Annotated in this window: 20 protein-coding genes and 1 riboswitch; of the genes, 19 read left to right on the top strand and 1 reads right to left on the bottom strand. The window is 50.6% G+C overall.

All coding sequences use genetic code 11. From position 1 onward, the window contains the following. Window positions 1–135 precede the first annotated feature (135 nt). The 10 genes from DWX68_RS07350 (at window position 136) to DWX68_RS07305 (ending at window position 9,131) form a co-directional block, all read left to right on the top strand. Window positions 136–606, top strand: a complete 471-nt coding sequence (locus DWX68_RS07350; protein WP_117796165.1) for a hypothetical protein — start codon at window positions 136–138, stop codon at window positions 604–606. A 166-nt stretch (window positions 607–772) separates the two neighbouring features. Beyond that, a complete protein-coding gene (metF, locus tag DWX68_RS07345; protein ID WP_022359348.1) occupies window positions 773–1,633 on the top strand; it encodes a methylenetetrahydrofolate reductase [NAD(P)H] in 861 nt (286 codons plus the stop codon). Further along, window positions 1,633–2,286 carry a vitamin B12 dependent-methionine synthase activation domain-containing protein gene (locus DWX68_RS07340; RefSeq protein ID WP_107000493.1) on the top strand — a complete coding sequence of 218 codons (654 nt, stop codon included), beginning with the start codon at window positions 1,633–1,635 and terminating at the stop codon, window positions 2,284–2,286. The genes metF and DWX68_RS07340 overlap by 1 nt, the downstream gene beginning before the upstream one ends. A gap of 30 nt (window positions 2,287–2,316) precedes the next feature. After that, window positions 2,317–4,794, top strand: a complete 2,478-nt coding sequence (locus tag DWX68_RS07335; RefSeq protein ID WP_118628917.1) for a homocysteine S-methyltransferase family protein — start codon at window positions 2,317–2,319, stop codon at window positions 4,792–4,794. Between the two features lie 73 nt (window positions 4,795–4,867). Then, a complete protein-coding gene (locus DWX68_RS07330; protein ID WP_022359351.1) occupies window positions 4,868–5,143 on the top strand; it encodes an HPr family phosphocarrier protein in 276 nt (91 codons plus the stop codon). Between the two features lie 128 nt (window positions 5,144–5,271). Beyond that, window positions 5,272–5,706 carry an acyl-CoA thioesterase gene (locus DWX68_RS07325; RefSeq protein ID WP_107000491.1) on the top strand — a complete coding sequence of 145 codons (435 nt, stop codon included), beginning with the start codon at window positions 5,272–5,274 and terminating at the stop codon, window positions 5,704–5,706. Window positions 5,707–5,796: 90 nt separating this feature from the next. Continuing rightward, window positions 5,797–5,901, top strand: a riboswitch (THF riboswitch). A gap of 63 nt (window positions 5,902–5,964) precedes the next feature. Beyond that, on the top strand, window positions 5,965–6,528 hold the full coding sequence (locus DWX68_RS07320; RefSeq protein ID WP_022359353.1) for a folate family ECF transporter S component: 564 nt from the start codon (window positions 5,965–5,967) through the stop codon (window positions 6,526–6,528). A gap of 127 nt (window positions 6,529–6,655) precedes the next feature. Then, a complete protein-coding gene (locus DWX68_RS07315; protein WP_022359354.1) occupies window positions 6,656–7,240 on the top strand; it encodes a biotin transporter BioY in 585 nt (194 codons plus the stop codon). A 312-nt stretch (window positions 7,241–7,552) separates the two neighbouring features. Next, window positions 7,553–8,380, top strand: a complete 828-nt coding sequence (locus DWX68_RS07310) for an Mrp/NBP35 family ATP-binding protein (RefSeq protein ID WP_022359355.1) — start codon at window positions 7,553–7,555, stop codon at window positions 8,378–8,380. A 37-nt stretch (window positions 8,381–8,417) separates the two neighbouring features. Then, window positions 8,418–9,131 carry a GTP pyrophosphokinase family protein gene (locus DWX68_RS07305; RefSeq protein WP_107000490.1) on the top strand — a complete coding sequence of 238 codons (714 nt, stop codon included), beginning with the start codon at window positions 8,418–8,420 and terminating at the stop codon, window positions 9,129–9,131. 65 nt (window positions 9,132–9,196) lie between these two features. Here the strand turns inward: DWX68_RS07305 and DWX68_RS07300 are convergent, their stop codons facing one another. Continuing rightward, window positions 9,197–10,078, bottom strand: a complete 882-nt coding sequence (locus tag DWX68_RS07300) for a GNAT family N-acetyltransferase (RefSeq protein ID WP_022359357.1) — start codon at window positions 10,076–10,078, stop codon at window positions 9,197–9,199. Between the two features lie 280 nt (window positions 10,079–10,358). On the opposite strand from DWX68_RS07300, the gene DWX68_RS07295 reads away from it, so the two are divergent. From DWX68_RS07295 to DWX68_RS07260, 9 genes are all read left to right on the top strand, one after another. After that, complete coding sequence (locus DWX68_RS07295) at window positions 10,359–10,724, top strand: CidA/LrgA family protein (protein WP_118629099.1); 366 nt, start codon at window positions 10,359–10,361, stop codon at window positions 10,722–10,724. Then, window positions 10,721–11,413: an LrgB family protein gene (locus DWX68_RS07290; protein ID WP_118628916.1), complete on the top strand. Its 693-nt coding sequence runs from the start codon at window positions 10,721–10,723 to the stop codon at window positions 11,411–11,413. The genes DWX68_RS07295 and DWX68_RS07290 overlap by 4 nt, the downstream gene beginning before the upstream one ends. A 121-nt stretch (window positions 11,414–11,534) precedes the next feature. After that, window positions 11,535–12,299, top strand: a complete 765-nt coding sequence (locus DWX68_RS07285; RefSeq protein WP_333489839.1) for a nitroreductase family protein — start codon at window positions 11,535–11,537, stop codon at window positions 12,297–12,299. 276 nt (window positions 12,300–12,575) lie between these two features. Continuing rightward, the gene (pyrF, locus tag DWX68_RS07280) at window positions 12,576–13,493 is read left to right on the top strand and encodes an orotidine-5'-phosphate decarboxylase (protein ID WP_118628915.1); all 918 of its coding nucleotides are present in this window, start codon (window positions 12,576–12,578) and stop codon (window positions 13,491–13,493) included. Window positions 13,494–13,503: 10 nt separating this feature from the next. Next, on the top strand, window positions 13,504–14,268 hold the full coding sequence (locus tag DWX68_RS07275) for a dihydroorotate dehydrogenase electron transfer subunit (RefSeq protein ID WP_107000486.1): 765 nt from the start codon (window positions 13,504–13,506) through the stop codon (window positions 14,266–14,268). Next, window positions 14,265–15,170: a dihydroorotate dehydrogenase gene (locus DWX68_RS07270; protein ID WP_022359363.1), complete on the top strand. Its 906-nt coding sequence runs from the start codon at window positions 14,265–14,267 to the stop codon at window positions 15,168–15,170. The genes DWX68_RS07275 and DWX68_RS07270 overlap by 4 nt, the downstream gene beginning before the upstream one ends. A 14-nt stretch (window positions 15,171–15,184) precedes the next feature. Continuing rightward, window positions 15,185–15,859, top strand: a complete 675-nt coding sequence (gene pyrE / locus DWX68_RS07265; protein WP_107000484.1) for an orotate phosphoribosyltransferase — start codon at window positions 15,185–15,187, stop codon at window positions 15,857–15,859. Between the two features lie 74 nt (window positions 15,860–15,933). Continuing rightward, window positions 15,934–16,083, top strand: a complete 150-nt coding sequence (locus tag DWX68_RS14650) for a hypothetical protein (RefSeq protein ID WP_022359365.1) — start codon at window positions 15,934–15,936, stop codon at window positions 16,081–16,083. A 106-nt stretch (window positions 16,084–16,189) separates the two neighbouring features. Further along, on the top strand, window positions 16,190–16,657 hold the full coding sequence (locus DWX68_RS07260) for a VanZ family protein (RefSeq protein WP_107000974.1): 468 nt from the start codon (window positions 16,190–16,192) through the stop codon (window positions 16,655–16,657). Window positions 16,658–16,696 lie beyond the last annotated feature (39 nt).

Here is a 16,696-nt window from a genome sequence, read left to right as displayed (position 1 = left end):
GACGTTTGTATTTTAACACGAAATGGAGAAAATACAAGAGAAAATATAGAAAAAAGTAAAAAAGTTATGATACAATAAAAAATAATTGACGAGGTGTTTTCGAAAAAGTATGTTCGATTCGAGGGGAGGTATTTCATGCAGAGACGAATTTGTCCGATTTGCGACCATCCGATCAAGTATGGTCATTATTGTTCTTTTTGTAAACAGTGGATCCGGAATCCTAACTATGTCAATGCAACTTATTATCTGAATGAGCGCCACCCGGCGCATGAGACGGACTGTGAGTATCACAATGCGGGATCTGCCTCGTGGGAAACGAGTGCAAGGGCAGGAACAGATGCCATCCGCACGCTTGCGGACCGGGCGAAGGTATATTCCCAGACGCAGAAAGCAGCAGGCGCAGGCAGACAGGCATCCGTCCGGACACAGAACCAGAACAGTATGTCGTATCAGACAACGCAGAGACGAAGCGCGGTGCAGCAAGGAAAAAATCAGAAAAAGAAGGGGAAAATGAGCCTTGTGCTGGTGATTTTGCTGATTTTGTTTGCTTTGTCTGGAATTAATTATCTGTATCGTATGTTTATGTATTTTATTTGGTTCCTATAGATTTTGCCTATGGCAAGATATAGAAAATCAATCCAGAAGATAGCTGTCGGAAGTCTGGCGTTCATTGGGGAAATATGGTATACTGAGCAAAAATCATATAGAATACATAGGCAATAGAGGTCCGGGGCAGAACCGGACGAAATGATGAGAACAGGAGATAAATACGATGAAGATTAAGGATATTTTAGCCAAAGGACAGCCGACGCTTTCGTTTGAAGTGTTCCCGCCGAAGGAGGAGAGCAACTTCGCTTCCGTTGAGAAAGCGGCGCTTGAGATTGCAAAGTTAAATCCGTCATTTATGAGCGTGACCTACGGAGCAGGCGGCGGCACAAGCCAGTATACGGTCCAGATCGCATCGGATATCCAGAGCACCTGCCAGGTGCCGGCGCTGTCACATCTGACCTGCGTCTCCTCGACCCGTGAGAAGGTGCACAGTGTCCTGCGCGAGATTCAGGCACACGGAATTGAGAATGTCCTGGCACTTCGCGGCGATATTCCGAAAGACGGCAAGGTAGAAAAAGATTATCAGTATGCATCCCAGCTGATCCGCGAGATCCGTGAGACCTGCCCGGATCTGTGCATCGGCGCAGCCTGCTATCCGGAGGGACATGTGGAATCGGTCAACAAGACGGTGGATATCGGGCATCTGAAAGAAAAAGTGGAAGCGGGCTGTGATTTTGTGACGACTCAGATGTTCTTTGACAATAATATCCTTTATAATTACCTGTACCGTATCCGAGAAAAAGGAATCACGGTTCCGGTTGTCGCAGGCATCATGCCGGTGACAAACATAAGTCAGATTAAGCGCATCTGCAGCATGTCCGGCACCTACCTTCCGGCACGCTTCAAGGCGATCGTAGATCGTTTTGGTGATAACCCGGCAGCGATGAAGCAGGCAGGTATCGCCTATGCAACTGAGCAGATCATCGATCTGATTGCGAACCATGTAAATGGAATCCATGTATATTCAATGAATAAACCGGATGTAGCGGCGCAGATTAAGAACAACCTGTCGGAGATTCTGTAATGGCGGAAGTCAATCGGAGAGAAATATATCGGTATTTAGGAATTAAAGGGCAGCAGGAGCCGGATCCGCAGACGAAAGATCTGGTGGAGGACTGTCTGGGAGAATTAGAGCGGTCCGTCAACTGCCGGAGCTTTTACAGACGCTATCCGCTGACGCTGCTGCCAGATTCAGAACTTGATTTTACGTGTTTTAAAGTAAAAAGCCGGGCGCTCAGCCGCAATTTAAAGGACTGTCAGGAGGTCATCCTTTTTGCGGCGACGCTGGGTGCTGGTGTGGATCTGCTTCTGCGCCGATACAGCCGTCTTTCGATGAGCCGGGCGGTTGTCCTGCAGGCGTGCGCGGCGGCACGGATTGAGAGTTACTGCAATGAAATCAATGACAAATTAAAAGCGGAGGCAGCAGAAGAAGGACTCTATCTGCGTCCCCGCTTTTCGCCAGGTTATGGAGATCTGCCGCTTTCGTGCCAGCCGGATTTCTGCCGGGTACTGGAAGCGGAAAAGACGGTGGGGATTACATTGACGGAAAGTTTTTTGATGATGCCGTCCAAGTCGGTGACGGCGGTCATCGGAGTATCGAAGATAGCGGCGGGCTGTGTGAAAGAGGGCTGTGAGGTCTGTTCAAACAAAAACTGCCTGTACCGGAGAGATAAATAAGTAAGAAACAAAAACAGAGAGGAAGCTGACATGGGTATACGGGAAGATTGGAACGATAAAATACTGGTATTTGACGGAGGAATGGGAAGTCTTTTGCAGGGAGCCGGGCTGAAACCGGGCGAACTGCCGGAAACCTGGAATATCAAGCATCCGGAGGTTCTGGTAAAGATCCATGAGGATTATCTGAACGCGGGCGCGAATATTATTTTATCGAATACATTCGGCGCGAACCGCCTGAAATACAATGAGGCAGCCGAGTTTAATCTGGATGAGATCGTGGATGCGGCGATGAAAAATGCCCGGACAGCGGTAGAACACTGCGGCCGTGGTTATGTAGCGCTGGATCTGGGACCGACCGGACGCCTTTTAAAGCCAATGGGTGATCTGGACTTTGAGGAGGCGGTCTCCATCTATACCGAGGTGGTAAAGGCAGGCGTGCGAGGCGGCGCGGATCTGATTCTGATCGAGACGATGAGCGACACGTATGAACTCAAGGCAGCGGTTCTGGCGGCAAAGGAAAATTCCGATCTTCCAATCTTTGCAACCACAATTTTCGATGGAAAAGGCAAACTTTTAACCGGCGGAACACCGAAGTCCGTTGTGGCACTTTTGGAAGGTCTGGGCGTGGATGCGCTCGGAATCAATTGTGGATTAGGTCCGGTTCAGATGAAGCCGATTGTGGAAGAACTGCTTCGGTATGCGTCGATCCCGGTGGTTGTCAATCCAAATGCGGGACTTCCGCGAAGCGAGGGCGGAAAGACCGTATATGATATTGATCCGCCGGAATTTGTCGAAGAAATGAAGGGGATGCTGGAGATGGGGGTCTCGGCGGTCGGCGGCTGCTGTGGCACAACTCCGGAGCACATCCGTCTGCTGGCAGAGATGTGTAAGGGCAGAACGAGAAAGCTGATTGAGCCGAAAAATGACACACTCATCACGTCCTACGCGTCGGTGGTTGAGATGGGAACCGATCCGGTCATTATTGGCGAGCGCATCAATCCGACCGGAAAATCAAAATTCAAACAGGCACTGCGGGATCACAACCTGGAATATATCCTGCGCGAGGCGATTACCCAGCAGGAAAATGGCGCTGCGGTGCTTGACGTCAACGTGGGACTGCCGGAGATCGATGAAGTGGCGATGATGCGCGAGGTCGTACAGGAATTGCAGGCGGTGACCGAGCTTCCACTGCAGATTGATACGACCGACACAGAGGCGATGGAACAGGCGCTGCGTATTTACAATGGAAAGGCACTGATTAACTCTGTCAATGGCAAACAGGAGGTCATGGACGCTGTGTTCCCGCTGGTAAAACATTACGGCGGCACGGTGGTTGCGCTGACAATCGATGAGGAAGGCATTCCGGAGACAGCGGACGGACGTATGGCGATCGCGCGGAAAATCTGTGCGGAGGCGGAAAAGTATGGCATCCAGAAAAAAGATATTGTGATTGATGCACTCTGTATGACGATCAGCTCCGAGCCGACCGGCGCGCTGGTGACGTTGGAGACGGTGCGCCGTGTCCGCCAGGAACTTGGCTGCAATACAATTCTCGGCGTTTCCAATATTTCCTTCGGATTGCCGCAGCGTGAGATTGTCAACTCTAATTTCTTTACGATGGCGATGCAGAGCGGTCTGACCGCGGCGATCATCAATCCAAATTCGGCGGCAATGATGCGTTCTTATTATAGCTACCGGGCCCTGGCAGCACTGGATGAACACTGCGGCGATTATATTGAGCAGGCAGCGCGGCTGGCGATTCCAAAGGCAGGTGCGGGCGGAGCTTCCGGCGCAGGTGCAGCAGGCAGCGCAGGTTCGGGTGCCCCGGCGGCAGGTGCAGCTGGAGCTTCCGGCAGTGCGGACACTGGCAGCCAGGCATCCGGTCCGGAGCATCAGCTTACGGTCAGTGTGGAGAGAGGTTTAAAAGAGCAGGCGGCATCGGCAGCCGGGGAACTCTTAAAGACCATGGATTCCCTGACCGTCATCAATTCCTGCATGATCCCGGCACTCGATAAGGTCGGAAAGGGGTTTGAGGCAGGCACCGTCTTTCTGCCGCAGCTTCTGATGAGTGCGGAGGCGGCAAAATCGGCGTTTGAGGTCATCAAAAACCAGATGGAGTCCTCCGGGGAAGCAGGAGAGAAGAAGGACAAGATCGTGCTGGCGACCGTCAAGGGCGATATTCATGACATTGGAAAAAATATCGTAAAAGTATTATTGGAGAATTACAGCTATGATGTGCTGGATTTAGGTAAGGACGTAGCCCCGGAGGCGATCGTGGAAGAGACGATCAAGAACCATGTAAGACTGGTCGGTCTGTCCGCCCTGATGACGACCACCGTGCCGAGCATGGAGGAGACGATCAAGCAGCTCCGCAAGGAAGCACCGTGGGCGAAAGTCATGGTAGGCGGCGCGGTTCTGACTCAGGAATACGCGGATATGATCGGAGCGGATGCGTATTGCCGCGATGCGATGGCGTCTGTTAATTACGCGCAGCAGGTGCTGGTCTAACGCTTGACAGTCTGCCTTACTTAGACTAAAATTAGGGTAATTAAAACTAAGAATTGACGAGGGAGGGACAGCTATGGTATCGAAGAAAGTGAAAGTGGTTAATCCATCGGGACTTCACCTGCGGCCGGCTGGCGTGCTTTCGCAGACCGCGATGAAATTTAAGAGCCGGACTCTGATTGAGTGCGGGGAGAAACATATTGTGGCAAAGAGCGTGCTGAACGTGATGGCAGCGGGTATCAAGTGCGGCACCGAGATCACGGTTGCCTGCGACGGACCGGATGAGGAAGAAGCGCTGAAGACGATTACCGAGGCGATCGAGAGCGGACTCGGAGAAGAACTGGAACAGTAAGGTATCAGCCATTGCCTGCATAGTGTGCGGACGGTGACACACATATCAGAACCAGAGGGGGATATTGCAGAACGGCAGAAATTGCAGTTGTGCAGGTATCCCTTTTTAGATGGAAAAGAGGGGTTTTTATGGAACTGAAAATTTACGAACACAAAGCGCAGTATTATGAAACCGACCAGATGGGAATCATTCACCATGCAAATTACCTACACTGGTTTGAGGAAGCGCGGATCGACATGATGGAGCAGATGGGAATGGGATATGACATCATGGAAAAACAGGGGATCATAAGCCCGGTGCTGTCGGTTCACTGCGATTATAAGAGCATGGCGCGGTTTGGCGAGACGGTGCAGGTGCTGGTTCAGATGAAGGAATACAACGGCATCCGCATGACGCTGGAATACACGGTTTTTGACAAGGAAACGGGCGCAATCCGCTGCGTGGGCGAGAGCCGCCATTGTTTCCTGACCCGCGACGGAAAGCCGGTTTCCCTGAAACGCAACTATATCGAGATGGATCGTGCGTTTAGGGAATACAGCGAACAGAGCCAAAAAGAAGAGTAAATGCTGACTGGTTCGAAAATGACAGATGCGCTTATAAAGTGCTTGAAAAGCGGGAAAATTGTGGTATGATGTAAAAGATAAAAAAAGAAACGCAGAGTAGGAATACAGGCGTTAAGTGCCGGTTGAACAGGGAGTTGTCAGCCGGACGAAGAGACCCTCCGGGGTTTCGCGGTCAGTATTCCGCATCCCGCTGCATCGTTGATACAATCTATCTCCTGATGTGGTTCGAGAGATCTGCAGAAAAGGAGGTATTTTTTTATGAAAAAATTTGCAGTATGTTATCAGGCATCCTTTCAGGAACTGAAACACGTGAAAACACTCACGACTGCCGCCATGCTGATGGCTGTCTCCGTTGTTCTGGGATACTTCACGATTGAGGCTGGTCCGTATTTGAAAATCGGATTCGGTGGTGTGGTCAACCAGTTTGTCTACTACCTCTTCGGTCCGGTGGCTGGAGCGGTCTATGGCGGAGTCTTGGACCTGGTCAAATATGTCGTAAAGCCGACGGGGGCATTTTTTCCGGGATTTACGCTGAATGCGATGCTGGGCGGCGTGCTATATGGCACAATTCTGTATCGGAAACCGCTTACCTTCCGCCGGGCGCTCTGGGCGGATCTGGTGGTGGCGCTGATCTGCAACATATTTTTGAACACACTCTGGCTTAGCATGATGTCTGGAAAAGCAATGATGGTGCTTCTGCCGATGCGTGTGCTTAAGAATCTCATCAAGTGGCCGGTGGATGCAGCACTCTTTTATCTGATTGCAAAACGGATGGAGAGTCTTGGGCTTGTGCGGATGATCCGTAAATTCCAGGCGGAGTGATGCTGGAGGATTCGTTTTGAGCAAAAGGAAACATACATGGACAGCGAAAGTCTGCAGGCACGGTGGCTGCATGCCATGAAAGGAACCGTTTATGAAAAAATGCATCATGCATGATGGAGGAAAACAGATGAGAGAAAAAGCAGTTTCGCGGAGCCGGGAACATTCGAAGGATGTGGCGCTTTGCGGTCTGTTTGCGGCGCTGGTCGCCGTGGGGGCATTTATCAAGGTTGTCATTCCGACCGGCGCAGATACCATGAACTTCACCTTGCAGTGGTTTTTCGTGATGCTGGCAGCATTTCTGCTGGGCTCCAGACGGGCATTTACCAGTGTGGGTGTCTATTTGCTGATTGGACTTGCGGGCGTCCCGATCTTTGCACGCGGCGGCGGTCCGGCGTATCTGCTGCGCCCGACCTTTGGTTTTCTGCTGGGATTTCTCCTTGCGGCGTGGGTCATGGGAAAGGTCTGTGAATGTTTGAATTCCTGGAAAATGGGAGCGCTGATGACGGCGGCGACGGCTGGATATGTGGTATATTATGGAATGGGAATGGTTTATTTCTATCTGATTACCCATCTCGTAACCCTGCAGCCGATCGGCTGGAAAGCGATTGTGCTGGTTTACTGCCTGCCGGAGATGCCGGCGGATTATATTCTCTGCATTCTGGCGGCGATCATGGCAAGACGGCTGCGCCCGATGGTACAGGCGTATCTGTAGAGAAAAATGAATAGGATATAAAAAAGACAGACAGTCTGAATGCAGTGCAGCAAACGGGCTGTCTGTTTTTGTCTCATAGAAAACGTTACTGTTCACGCATACGTGTACAGTAACGGCACATTCTTTTGTAACGCTGCCAGTTGTGTTTGCCCCCTATCATTTTTGCAGAAAATATGGTAAAATGTACGGAGATTACGACAGGGGAGGATTTGGGCGTTACAGGTTTTTGGTCTTGGAAAACGTCTGAAGAGGATGCAAAAACGAAAACCAGCGAACGATCAGAATCCAACCTGATAAAAAGGAGAAGTATGTATGAGTGAGAATTGCAGTCATAATTGTTCAAGCTGCGGCGAAACGTGTGCCAGCCGGACGATGGAGAGTTTCCGGGTGCCGTTAAATCCACAGAGTTCAGTTAAAAAAGTAATTGGTGTAGTCAGCGGCAAGGGCGGCGTCGGAAAATCCCTGGTGACATCCCTGATGGCATGTAAGATGCGTGCGAGAAACAACCGCGTTGGCATTCTTGATGCAGATATTACAGGACCGTCGATCCCGAAGGCATTTGGCATTCACGGCATGGTAGGTGTGACAGCGGATCAGCTGATGTTGCCGCGCACGACCTCGACGGGGATAGAGATTCTTTCTTCGAACCTGATTCTGGAGCATGAGACGGATCCGGTAATTTGGCGTGGACCGGTTGTGGGCGGCGTGATTAAGCAGTTCTGGAGCGAGGCACTCTGGAAGGACATTGATTATATGTTTGTCGATATGCCTCCGGGAACCGGCGATGTGCCGCTGACTGTATTTCAGTCCCTGCCGCTGGCAGGTATTATCATTGTGACTTCCCCGCAGGAGCTGGTTTCGATGATCGTGGCAAAAGCGGTCAACATGGCGAAGAAGATGGATATTCCGATTCTGGGACTGGTTGAAAACATGAGTTATCTGGAATGTCCGGACTGCGGAAAGAAGATTTCTGTGTTCGGTGAAAGCCATATCGAGGAGACGGCAGACGAGTATGAGATTCCGGTGCTTGCGAAGATTCCGATCGATCCGTCGATTGCGTCCAAGGTGGACGAGGGGCTGGTTGAGTATGTGGAATCCCCATGGCTGGATGCGGCGGCTGACGCAGTGGAGAAGGCATAAAAGAATATAGATATATAGAAGAGGTGGAAGAATACAAATGAATATTGCTCAGAATCCCAACAGCGAGCTGAGCCATTTCGCGGTCAATACGCCTCAGGTGTTTGAGATTCCTGAGACATTCCGGGAGACGGCAAGGCAGTTTCAGGAAGCGATGATGCAGTACAGCTGCGCGATTCGAGAGTTTAAGACGAAGCTGGAAGTGCTCAACGATGAGCTTTCCATGCGGAATGCAAGAAACCCGATCGAGATGATTAAGGCGAGAGTGAAGAAGCCGAAGAGTATTGTAGAAAAACTGCAGCGGCGCGGACTTCCGCTTTCGATCGAATCGATGGAGTCCAACCTGGATGATATAGCGGGTGTCCGTGTGATATGTTCGTTTGTGGACGATATTTACGAGATCAGCCGGATGCTGGAACGCCAGGATGATGTGACCATCATTGCGATCAAGGATTATATCAAGGCGCCGAAGGAAAACGGCTACCGCAGCTACCACATGATCGTGGAAGTACCGGTATTCTTTTCAAGCAGTAAGAAAAATATCCGTGTGGAAGTCCAGATCCGCACGATCGCCATGGATTTCTGGGCGAGTCTGGATCACCAGCTCAAGTATAAAAAGCAGCTGGATGCCCAGGAAGCCGCAGAGATCGGTGCGGAGCTGAAAAAGTGCGCGGATGTCATCGCGGAGACAGATTGCAAGATGTTAAGCATCCGTCAGAAGATTGAGGAAAAACATCCGACGCAGGAAGAATAGTCGTGATGTAAACGAATAGCTCATGTATCGGGGTGCTTTTGGCGGCTGAAGCGCCTGCCATATCTTTAATACATAAAATAGGACAGGGTTTCGGTAATTCGGAACCCTGCTTTTTTATAGATCGAGAGTGCCGGATAATTGTCACTGCTGACGTGAAGAACAATTCGGGTGCAGCCGCGCGCGATCAGATCGTTTAAGACCAGACAGAAAGCAGCTTCACCGATTCCTAGTCCGCGGCAGAGGTCATGGACCCGGAAACCGTAGAAACAGGCATGAAATGTGCCGGGAACGTCCGGGACGGGCTGCATACGCGCCATGCACACGGCAGCCGGAGAGCACATCGGATCCGGCGGAGTCTCTAAAAATTCATAGGTCAGAATTGTAACGGCCGGATCTGGATCATCGGCGCTGTGGAAGCAGTCCCAGCAACTGTCGGGATCAACACTTTCGTTGACGTCACCTTCCGGTGCAGAAGTGCAGGTAAAGGTAAGCGGGCGTTTTTCAACCATGGGAGAGTCAAAGCGTTCGGCCGCCGGGTCAAAGTCCCATTTCATCTGATATTCCTGATCAACGCGGTCAGCGTGAATGGCTTTCATCGTGGCAGCCGTATCAGCAGATTCCGGGTCAACCGGAAATAGAATATCGTGCTCACCGGAGATGTCGCAGGCTTTTTCTAAGAGTGCGGCAAAATATCCGCGTCGGCGCAGGGAAGGGCGGGTGAAGGCGATGCATTCGACGGGTTCCTCGTCCGAAGAGCCATCCGGTGGAAGGATCATTCCCATGATGGCTGCAAGTGTCTCTGATTCATCCAGAAGAAGCAGGAAACAATTTCCGTCTTCAAATGGAAAAGAAATGTGGATCGGCTGCGTCTTCTGGCATTCATTCAACAGTGCCAGGATCTGTTCTGCCTGTCTGGCAGAGAGAGAGTTTGTCTGAATTAAATTCATAACTTCTAATCCTTTCTTTCTTGCAATACAAAGTGTACCAGCTACAAAAGCAGCTGAGAAGATAAGTCTTTCATAAAGATAAACGTATTTGCGGATAAAAACTTCACGTTTTTTGGATCGAAAATGTCTGGATTTTACGAATCGGAAAAGCTTACCTGTATCGTATAAAAAAGACGCAAAAAATTCAAGGAAATTGACAGAATTTATGCTAATTTTCATATTGTCCTATAAATTTGGGAGTGATAGAATAGAGGCATTAAATACGAAAGGTGAAGACATCATGAAGTACTTGAAAGAAGTGACAATTATTTTTGGCATCACAATGCTGGGAGAGTTTTTGAACTATCTGCTTCCGTTTCCGGTTCCGTCCGGCGTATACGGATTGTTCATTCTTCTGCTTCTGCTTTGCACAGGTGCATTACATATAGAAGATGTGGCGGAAGTGGGAGATTTCTTCCTGGATACGATGCCGATTATGTTTATACCGGCAGGTGTAGGTCTGCTTGACAGCGTGCAGGAGGCGGAGTCCATCCTGGTGCCGCTGACAGTGATTACCGTGATTTCGACGGTATTTGTTATGGTTGCGACCGGGTGCGTGGCGCAGAGCATCATCCGCAGAAAGAATAAAGGAGGTGCGAAAGCATGAATGGACTGATTCATTCTTCTCTTTATTTTGGAATGCTGGTCAGCGTTGGCGCGTATATGTTGGGCGTCTGGCTGAAAAAGAAGACCGGCTGGGCGATTTTAAATCCGCTGCTGGTTGCAATTATAGTTGTGATTGCATTTTTATCTGTTTTTCATATAGAATATAAGGAGTATAACCGCGGTGCGGTGTATCTGGGCTATTTCTTGACACCGGCAACGGTCTGTCTGGCGATTCCGCTGTATAAGCAGCTGGAGCTTTTGCGCCAGCACCTGATTGCGGTTGCTTCTGCAATTGTGGCAGGGGGAGCGGGAAGTGTCGGCAGTATCTATGTGATGTGCCGTTTCTTTCAACTGGAGCATACGCACTATGTGACATTGCTTCCGAAGTCCATTACGACGGCGATTGGCATGGGCGTCAGCGAGGAAGCGGGAGGTATCGTGACGCTGACGGTTATCAGCATTATAATTACAGGAATTTTGGGAAATATTATAGCCGACTGGCTGTTTCAGATATTTAAAATTGAAGAGCCAATCGCGAAGGGGCTGGCACTTGGAACAGCAGCTCATGCGATTGGAACGGCAAAGGCGCTGGAATTAGGCGAGATCGAGGGTGCGATGAGCAGCTTGTCAATTGCGGTCGCCGGTCTTTTGACCGTAGTGGTAGTACCACTGATGTCGGGACTGATTTAAAGGTGGTGCTGAAACGGTCAGAATTTGTATAGAAATTGGAATGCACGTAGAGAGGCAGAGAAAAAGATACTGCGGGTCATGCGCATGATAACGGCAGCAAAAAGATAGGAGGGGAGCAGGTATGATGAATTTGTATGAGGCGATAGGATGTCGCCATTCAGTTCGAAAATACACCGATCGGGAGGTCACGGAGAAGCTGCGTGGGCAGATCCTGTCCTATTTTGATAAGACCTCCCGGTTAAATGACCGGATCCGGGTTGAGGCAGTGATATTCGACAATACAAAGAAAAAAGCCGATGTCCACGGACTCTGGAAGGTGGATGCTCCCTACTATCTGGCGATCTATTCGGACCAGGAGGAAGGCTGCGAGCGCAATGCCGGTTATCTGATGGAGCAGATGGTGCTCTATATGACGGCAAAAGGGCTTGGAACCTGCTATTTGGGCAGCGTGCAGCCGGCGCAGAAGGTGCGCGGCGGCAAACGCTGCCTGATGATGGTCGCATTCGGCTACCCGGAGGGCAAGCTCTACCGTGAAAGCCCGCTGGCAAAGCGCCTCCCGCTCAATGAACTCTGTATTTTCAAGGAAGAAGCCGGAGAGCAGATGAAGACGATTCTCCGTGCGGCGCGTCTCGCACCGTCCGCGATGAACACCCAGCCGTGGCGCTTCATCGTCTATTCCGACCGAATCTATGTGTTCGCCCTAAAAACCCGCTTTCCGGGCAAGAGCTTCCATGCGATGCGCGAATTCAGCATCGGCATCATGCTCTCCCACATTATGCTCGCCGCCGAAGAACTCTGGATGGAACTTCAGACGGAGACGGAGGAACATTTTGCGGCTAAAAGTTACAAAAATGGAGATTATGTGGCGACGTTGACGCTGCATTAGATGCATTGATTCATTGTATTAAATGTTGAAATAGTTTATATTTGAGCAAGAAAAACTAATTTTGCAATTTTAAAACCAATTATTCAAAGAAACGATACACTCAAGAAAGAAGCGCGCCAGCCGTCCGATGCCGTGACAGCTGGCGCGCTTCTTTCGGGGCAATCAAAAGGGCATAAGCAAAAACCCTTTTTTCCTTGCTCCGTGCCCTTGAAAGCGCCCTCCACTTATGATAAAATAAGTTGATTATTTATGAGAGATACTCTGGAGGAGAACGTGATGGTTAGTAAATTGATTGAGAAGATTCAGAAGACAAAGGCACCGATCTGTGTAGGACTGGATCCGATGCTTGGATATATTCCGGAGCACGTGAAGGAAAAAGCATTTGCGGAGTTCGGAGAGACCCTGGAAGGAGCGGCAGAGGCGATCTGGCAGTTCAACCGTGCGATCGTGGATGCGACGGCTGATCTGATTCCGGCGGTCAAACCGCAGATTGCGATGTATGAACAGTTTGGCATCGAAGGTCTGAAAGCGTATGACCGGACCGTCAAATACTGCCAGCAGAAGGGCTTAGTTGTCATCGGAGACATCAAGCGCGGCGACATCGGTTCCACATCGGCTGCCTACGCAACCGGTCATCTCGGCAGCGTGAAGGTTGGAAATACAACCTGTTCCGCGTTCAATACCGAGTATGTGACGGTCAACCCGTATCTGGGAACCGACGGCGTGAAACCGTTTGTGGACGAGTGTAATGCATCCGACCGCGGTATCTTTGTACTGGTAAAGACTTCTAACCCGTCCAGCGGTGAGTTCCAGGATCGTCTGGTGGACGGCCGCCCGCTTTATGAGCTGGTAGCGGAGAAGGTCGTTGAGTGGGGTGAGGCTTCCATGGATGGCGACTACAGTAATGTAGGCGCGGTTGTGGGCGCAACCTACCCGGAGATGAGCAAGATTCTGCGTAAGCTGATGCCGAAGACTTACTTCCTGGTTCCGGGTTATGGCGCACAGGGTGGTACGGCCGAAGACTTAAAATACTGCTTCAACGAGGATGGACTGGGCGCGATCGTCAATTCTTCCCGCGGTATCATCGCGGCATACAAGAAAGATGCATACGCCAAATTCGGTGCGGAGCATTTTGCGGACGCATCGAGACAGGCTGTCATCGATATGATTGCGGACATCGGACGCGTACTGTAAGGAGGAGCTCATGGCACAGAAGAAAGAAACGGCAGTTGTATACAGTCAGGAAGAACTGGCACCTGGCATTTTCAGTATGTGGATCGTGACGGACATAGCGGACGAGGCAAGACCGGGACAGTTTATCTCGGTCTACAGCCAGGACGGTTCCAGACTTCTTCCGCGCCCGATCAGTATCTGCGAGGCAGATCCGGATGAAGGACGCCTGCGGATCGTATACCGGATTGCCGGTAAAGGAACAGATGAATTTTCCAAATATGTTTCCGGAGACCCGATCGACATCATGGGACCTCTGGGAAATGGTTTCCCGCAGGAGGGCGAAAATGTATTTCTGATCGGCGGCGGTATCGGTGTTCCGCCGATGCTTGAGATGGCGAAACAGTTAAACTGCGAAAAACAGATCATTTTAGGATACCGGGATGAAAATCTCTTCCTCCGGGATGAATTTGAGGCATATGGAGAAGTCTTTGTGGCGACCGAGGACGGAAGCGTCGGCACGAAGGGCAATGTCCTGGACGCGATCCGGGAGCAGAACCTGACGGCGGATGTGATCTACGCCTGCGGACCGACCCCGATGCTGCGCGCCATCAAGGAGTATGCGGCAGAAAAGGGAATCAAGTGCTATATTTCCCTGGAGGAGAAGATGGCATGTGGAATCGGCGCCTGTCTGGCATGTGTCTGCCAGTCGAAGGATGTAGACCACCACAGCAATGTACACAATAAGCGGATCTGCAAGGATGGTCCCGTATTTTTAGCCGAGGAGGTAGAATTATGAGACAGATGGCAGTCAATCTTGCGGGTGTAGAGCTTAAAAACCCGGTCATGACGGCATCCGGAACCTTTGGTTCAGGGGCAGAGTACGGCGAGATGGTCGATCTGAACAAGCTCGGCGCGGTTGTGACCAAGGGTGTGGCAAATGTGCCGTGGCCAGGCAATCCGACCCCGCGTATTGCGGAGGTGTACGGCGGCATGATCAACGCGATCGGCTTACAGAATCCGGGGTATGATTTATTTGCATCGAGGGATATCCCGTTTTTACGTCAGTATGATACGAAGATTATCGTCAATGTATGTGGAAAAACGACGGAAGATTACGTCGATGTAGTGGAAAAACTGGCGAGCCAGCCGGTCGATATGCTGGAGATCAACATTTCCTGCCCGAACGTCAAGGAGGGCGGCATCGCATTTGGACAGGATCCGAAAGCAGTGGAGGCGATCACCCGCGAGGTAAAACGCCATGCGAAACAGCCGATTATCATGAAGCTCAGCCCGAATGTTACCGACATCACGGAGATGGCGAAGGCAGCCGAGGCAGGCGGTGCGGATGTGCTGTCCCTGATCAACACACTGACTGGCATGAAGATCGATATCAACCGGAGAACCTTTGCGGTAGCCAACCGTACCGGCGGTCTGTCCGGCCCGGCAGTGAAACCAGTGGCAGTCCGCATGGTTTACCAGGTGGCGCAGGCGGTCAAGCTTCCGATCATCGGCATGGGCGGTATCATGAATGCGGACGATGCGATCGAATTTATTCTGGCAGGCGCAAGCGCGGTGGCAGTCGGTACGGCGAATTTCCATAATCCGTATGCGACGGAGGAGATCGTGAAGGGCATCGACGCCTACATGGAAAAATATGGCATTGAAGATATACATGAACTGATTGGTGCGGTTCGGTAAGATAGGAGAGTATGATGGAACAGTATAAGCAGGAATTTATCAATTTCATGGTAGAGAGCGAAGTGCTCAAGTTTGGCGAATTTACCTTAAAGAGCGGACGTAAATCTCCGTTCTTCATGAACGCGGGTGCATATGTAACCGGTACGCAGCTGCGCCGTCTGGGCGAGTATTACGCAAAGGCGATTCATGACAACTATGGTCTGGATTTCGATGTCCTGTTTGGACCGGCTTACAAGGGAATCCCGCTGGCAGTTGCCACCTCGATGGCGATCAGTGAGCTGTACGGCAAAGAAGTACGTTACTGCTCCAACCGGAAAGAGGTCAAGGATCACGGCGATACCGGCATCCTTCTGGGAAGCAAGTTAAAGGACGGCGACCGCGTCGTTATCATCGAGGATGTAACCACTTCCGGTAAATCCATCGAGGAGACCTTCCCGATCCTCAAATCCCAGGCAGATGTGGAGATCAAAGGCCTGATGGTATCTTTAAACCGTATGGAGCGCGGCAAGGGAGAAAAGTGTGCGCTGGATGAGATCAAGGAACTGTACGGCTTCCCGACCGCAGCGATCGTATCGATGTCAGATGTCGTAGAGTGCCTGTACAACAAGGAGTGCCAGGGCAAGGTCGTGATCGATGATACACTGAAAGCAGCGATCGACGCATACTATGAGCAGTACGGTGCAAAATAGGAATTTGGTTCACGGAGCGGCATGCTTGAAATGGGAAATGCCATGCGACGGAGTGTAAGAAGGAGCGGATCGATATGGAAAAGATCTACAAAACGATGCAGGGAACCGGTGTGATTAATATCGTGATTGGAAGTGTGATCATCACGGTAGGGCTGGCAGCCGGTGTGATGGCGATCGTCAGCGGTGCGTTTTTACTGAAACGCAAATCAGATATTACATTCTAAAAATTGGATTTGAAACAGGGCAGATATGCCCAGTCGAAAGAGAAAAACCGTATGACCGGGGACGGTGTACGGTTTTTCTCATTTCTGGCAGTTTATGTGGGGAATTATGTGGAAACGGACAAAAACGCATCAGAAGGTGTGCTGGATATTCTTTGTCGCATACCTGGTGCTTCTTATATATTTTATGTTTTTTTCGGACGGATTCGGGCGCGCGCCGCATGTGGAGTATGCCTATAATCTCGTTTTATTTAAGGAAATCAAACGGTTTTATATTTATCGTGATATAGTGGGAACGGAAGCGTTCCTGTTAAATACGGCTGGCAACGTGGTGTGCTTCATGCCGTTTGGATTTTTCCTGCCGATCATCAGTCCGAGATTTGGAAAATGGTACCTGATGTTGATTCTGAGCTTCCTTCTGACTTTGAGCATCGAGACGATTCAGCTCGTATTCAAGGTGGGAAGTTTTGATGTGGATGATATGTTTTTAAATACGTTAGGTGGAATTGCTGGCTACCTCTGCCAGTGGATTACACGTGCAATTGGGAGGTGTCTGCATGGGACGTCAAACAGATAACCGGATTTCTTATATCCGCAAGCCGATGGCAGAACACGG

The sequence above is a fragment of the Clostridium sp. AF20-7 genome (assembly GCF_003479275.1).
Lineage (GTDB): Bacteria > Bacillota > Clostridia > Lachnospirales > Lachnospiraceae > Otoolea > Otoolea fessa.
Note: the sequence above shows the minus strand (reverse complement) of the source record. Positions and strands in the feature narration are given on the sequence as shown.

What these genes read in the sequence shown, in the direction of transcription:
- DWX68_RS07350 (WP_117796165.1), top strand. Translation starts at nt 136, where the DNA reads ATGCAGAGACGAATTTGTCCGATTTGCGACCATCCGATCAAGTATGGT.
- metF (WP_022359348.1), top strand. Translation starts at nt 773, where the DNA reads ATGAAGATTAAGGATATTTTAGCCAAAGGACAGCCGACGCTTTCGTTT.
- DWX68_RS07340 (WP_107000493.1), top strand. Translation starts at nt 1,633, where the DNA reads ATGGCGGAAGTCAATCGGAGAGAAATATATCGGTATTTAGGAATTAAA.
- DWX68_RS07335 (WP_118628917.1), top strand. Translation starts at nt 2,317, where the DNA reads ATGGGTATACGGGAAGATTGGAACGATAAAATACTGGTATTTGACGGA.
- DWX68_RS07330 (WP_022359351.1), top strand. Translation starts at nt 4,868, where the DNA reads ATGGTATCGAAGAAAGTGAAAGTGGTTAATCCATCGGGACTTCACCTG.
- DWX68_RS07325 (WP_107000491.1), top strand. Translation starts at nt 5,272, where the DNA reads ATGGAACTGAAAATTTACGAACACAAAGCGCAGTATTATGAAACCGAC.
- DWX68_RS07320 (WP_022359353.1), top strand. Translation starts at nt 5,965, where the DNA reads ATGAAAAAATTTGCAGTATGTTATCAGGCATCCTTTCAGGAACTGAAA.
- DWX68_RS07315 (WP_022359354.1), top strand. Translation starts at nt 6,656, where the DNA reads ATGAGAGAAAAAGCAGTTTCGCGGAGCCGGGAACATTCGAAGGATGTG.
- DWX68_RS07310 (WP_022359355.1), top strand. Translation starts at nt 7,553, where the DNA reads ATGAGTGAGAATTGCAGTCATAATTGTTCAAGCTGCGGCGAAACGTGT.
- DWX68_RS07305 (WP_107000490.1), top strand. Translation starts at nt 8,418, where the DNA reads ATGAATATTGCTCAGAATCCCAACAGCGAGCTGAGCCATTTCGCGGTC.
- DWX68_RS07300 (WP_022359357.1), bottom strand. Translation starts at nt 10,078, where the DNA reads ATGAATTTAATTCAGACAAACTCTCTCTCTGCCAGACAGGCAGAACAG.
- DWX68_RS07295 (WP_118629099.1), top strand. Translation starts at nt 10,359, where the DNA reads ATGAAGTACTTGAAAGAAGTGACAATTATTTTTGGCATCACAATGCTG.
- DWX68_RS07290 (WP_118628916.1), top strand. Translation starts at nt 10,721, where the DNA reads ATGAATGGACTGATTCATTCTTCTCTTTATTTTGGAATGCTGGTCAGC.
- DWX68_RS07285 (WP_333489839.1), top strand. Translation starts at nt 11,535, where the DNA reads ATGATGAATTTGTATGAGGCGATAGGATGTCGCCATTCAGTTCGAAAA.
- pyrF (WP_118628915.1), top strand. Translation starts at nt 12,576, where the DNA reads ATGGTTAGTAAATTGATTGAGAAGATTCAGAAGACAAAGGCACCGATC.
- DWX68_RS07275 (WP_107000486.1), top strand. Translation starts at nt 13,504, where the DNA reads ATGGCACAGAAGAAAGAAACGGCAGTTGTATACAGTCAGGAAGAACTG.
- DWX68_RS07270 (WP_022359363.1), top strand. Translation starts at nt 14,265, where the DNA reads ATGAGACAGATGGCAGTCAATCTTGCGGGTGTAGAGCTTAAAAACCCG.
- pyrE (WP_107000484.1), top strand. Translation starts at nt 15,185, where the DNA reads ATGGAACAGTATAAGCAGGAATTTATCAATTTCATGGTAGAGAGCGAA.
- DWX68_RS14650 (WP_022359365.1), top strand. Translation starts at nt 15,934, where the DNA reads ATGGAAAAGATCTACAAAACGATGCAGGGAACCGGTGTGATTAATATC.
- DWX68_RS07260 (WP_107000974.1), top strand. Translation starts at nt 16,190, where the DNA reads ATGTGGAAACGGACAAAAACGCATCAGAAGGTGTGCTGGATATTCTTT.